3 protein-coding genes are annotated in these 1,906 nt (G+C 61.8%); all 3 read right to left on the bottom strand.

Annotated features, from left to right (window positions below):
• Positions 1–66: 66 nt before the first annotated feature.
• Positions 67–426, bottom strand: a complete 360-nt coding sequence (locus EN955_RS33955) for a hypothetical protein (protein WP_013531395.1) — start codon at positions 424–426, stop codon at positions 67–69.
• A gap of 185 nt (positions 427–611) precedes the next feature.
• The gene (locus EN955_RS33960; protein ID WP_013531394.1) at positions 612–917 is read right to left on the bottom strand and encodes a BA14K family protein; all 306 of its coding nucleotides are present in this window, start codon (positions 915–917) and stop codon (positions 612–614) included.
• A 608-nt stretch (positions 918–1,525) separates the two neighbouring features.
• A complete protein-coding gene (locus tag EN955_RS33965; protein ID WP_013531393.1) occupies positions 1,526–1,744 on the bottom strand; it encodes a hypothetical protein in 219 nt (72 codons plus the stop codon).
• Positions 1,745–1,906 lie beyond the last annotated feature (162 nt).

Below are 1,906 nucleotides of genomic sequence, written 5' to 3' on the forward strand. Positions count from 1 at the left end.
GGCCCGCTGGTGCGCGATGCGGCAGCCGAGGTGACCAGGATGATCGGTGGCGTGCGAGCCGGCTGATCAGCCCGCCCCGGGCAGCGCGCTCCTGGTCGCGATATCGAAGAAATCGAGAAGGATGGCCATGCCGACGCCGCAGGCGGTGAATATCAGGCCGGCCATGAAGATGCGGTTGGCGCGTTCATAGATGCGCCGCTGCAGGCATTTCGTGTCGAGCAGCAGCGAGAGCGCCCGCATCTGCAAGGCAATGCCGGCCAGGATCGGCAGGACGGCGACAAGGTGGTAGGTCTGCCACGGGATCGGGTTGGCGGCCCAATGGGTGATGAAGCCCAGCGAAAACGCCAGCAGGATGCCGACGGTGGTGACGGTGCCGTTGCGGAAAACCGTTTCGACCAGGTCTTCCCTGGGGTCCTGCTCGTCCAAGGGTCTCTCCCCGCGTTCGCGGTCCAGGATAGACGCTCGGAAAATCTCTGTACACTGTCCGATCTGTCGCCGGACCAATCCCTTCAGTTCTGCGCTGAATCGGCCGATGGAGCACGCACCGCTACCATCCAGACAACAGAAGAGGGGCTCGCATGGGCCCCTCTGTTGCTGAACGGGTCCTCCCCTCAGAGACGGCAATAGTGGCGGTATCCGTCGTGGCCGAGATAGGTATCGGAGTCCGCGTCGTAGCTGGCATAGCGATCGTAGCAACGGCGGACATGCCACGAGCCACCGCCTTCGTCGACATAGACGGTGCGCGGCTGGGCGAGCAGGCTGCCGAGGACGAAGCCGCCGACGCCGGCAGCAATGCCGATGCCGATTTCGCGGTTGTGGTGATGGCTGTGGGCGGCCGAAGGCTGCACGGTGCCGGCCAGCGTGGCGGCGGCGACGGCGGTGGCGATAAGGCCGGAAACGAGTGTGTTCTTGAACATGACGATCTCCTTGCTTCGTTGACCGAGGCGATCCATCCGCCTCTTGATCATCTGTCGTCGCAGCCAGGAAAAAGGTTCGAACTTTTTTGATTTTTCTGAGATCCGGGAAATCGGATGGACCGAGGTCCACGCTGACGGCGACTGGAAGAGATTGGAGAGGACGTTGATGCGGCCAATCTCCCCCACTTGCTGGGGCTACGCCATGCACATACCCGCTATGACTGGGGTGACTAATCGGCCCGAGGCCGATTGCCGCGTGGGTCCCCCAATCCGTCGCTGCTTCGCAGCGCTACCTTTCCCCCCCCGGAGGGAAAGGTAAGGAGCGTTGCTGGGCGAGCGTTGACGGCAAAAGCTTGGCGCCTTCCCTCTACCCCGTCGATCGGGGGAGCGGTGGCTCGGCGAAGCCGAGACGGAGCGGGACCAGCGCCGCATAGGCAATTCATGCGCCAAGCTGCCATGCACTCTATCGCCAAAGAGCAGTTGCTTGGAAATGTGTGCATGCCGTAGCTTGCCGGGGATCAGCAGCTTTGCCGCCCTACTTCACAAGGTGATCGCCGAACGCAAAAAGGGCGGCCGAAGCCGCCCTCTTGGGGAATTGGGTCCCTCCATCAAAGGAAAATGATCACCCTGCCGTGCCTGTGGTGATGGTTGTGGTGGTGGTTGTAGTGCTTCCACCAGAACTTCTTGAAGTGCTTCTTGTGATGGTTGTGGTGGTGATGATGATGGCCATGCATGCCGTGGGCTGACGACGTGCCGACAGTGCCGGCGAGCGCGCCGGTGGCGACGAAGATGGCGACGAGGCCCGAGGTAAGAGTGCGCTTGAACATGATGATCTCCTGGATCTTTTGATCGAGGCGACCCATTCGCCTCTGACCATCAGTCGGCGCGGCGCAGGAAAAGGTTCGAAAGGTGGAGGAGATTTTTTGTAGGGCCTTTGGCCCAAGCGAGTAGCGAAGGCAGGCCCCCCTATTCCCCTATTCCCCTATTCC

It is taken from the genome of Mesorhizobium sp. M7A.F.Ca.CA.001.04.2.1, from assembly GCF_003998485.1.
Taxonomy (GTDB): domain Bacteria; phylum Pseudomonadota; class Alphaproteobacteria; order Rhizobiales; family Rhizobiaceae; genus Mesorhizobium; species Mesorhizobium ciceri.

Excerpts from the sequence above, each read along its gene's own strand:
- EN955_RS33960 (WP_013531394.1), bottom strand. The coding sequence starts at position 917 with ATGTTCAAGAACACACTCGTTTCCGGCCTTATCGCCACCGCCGTCGCC.
- EN955_RS33965 (WP_013531393.1), bottom strand. The coding sequence starts at position 1,744 with ATGTTCAAGCGCACTCTTACCTCGGGCCTCGTCGCCATCTTCGTCGCC.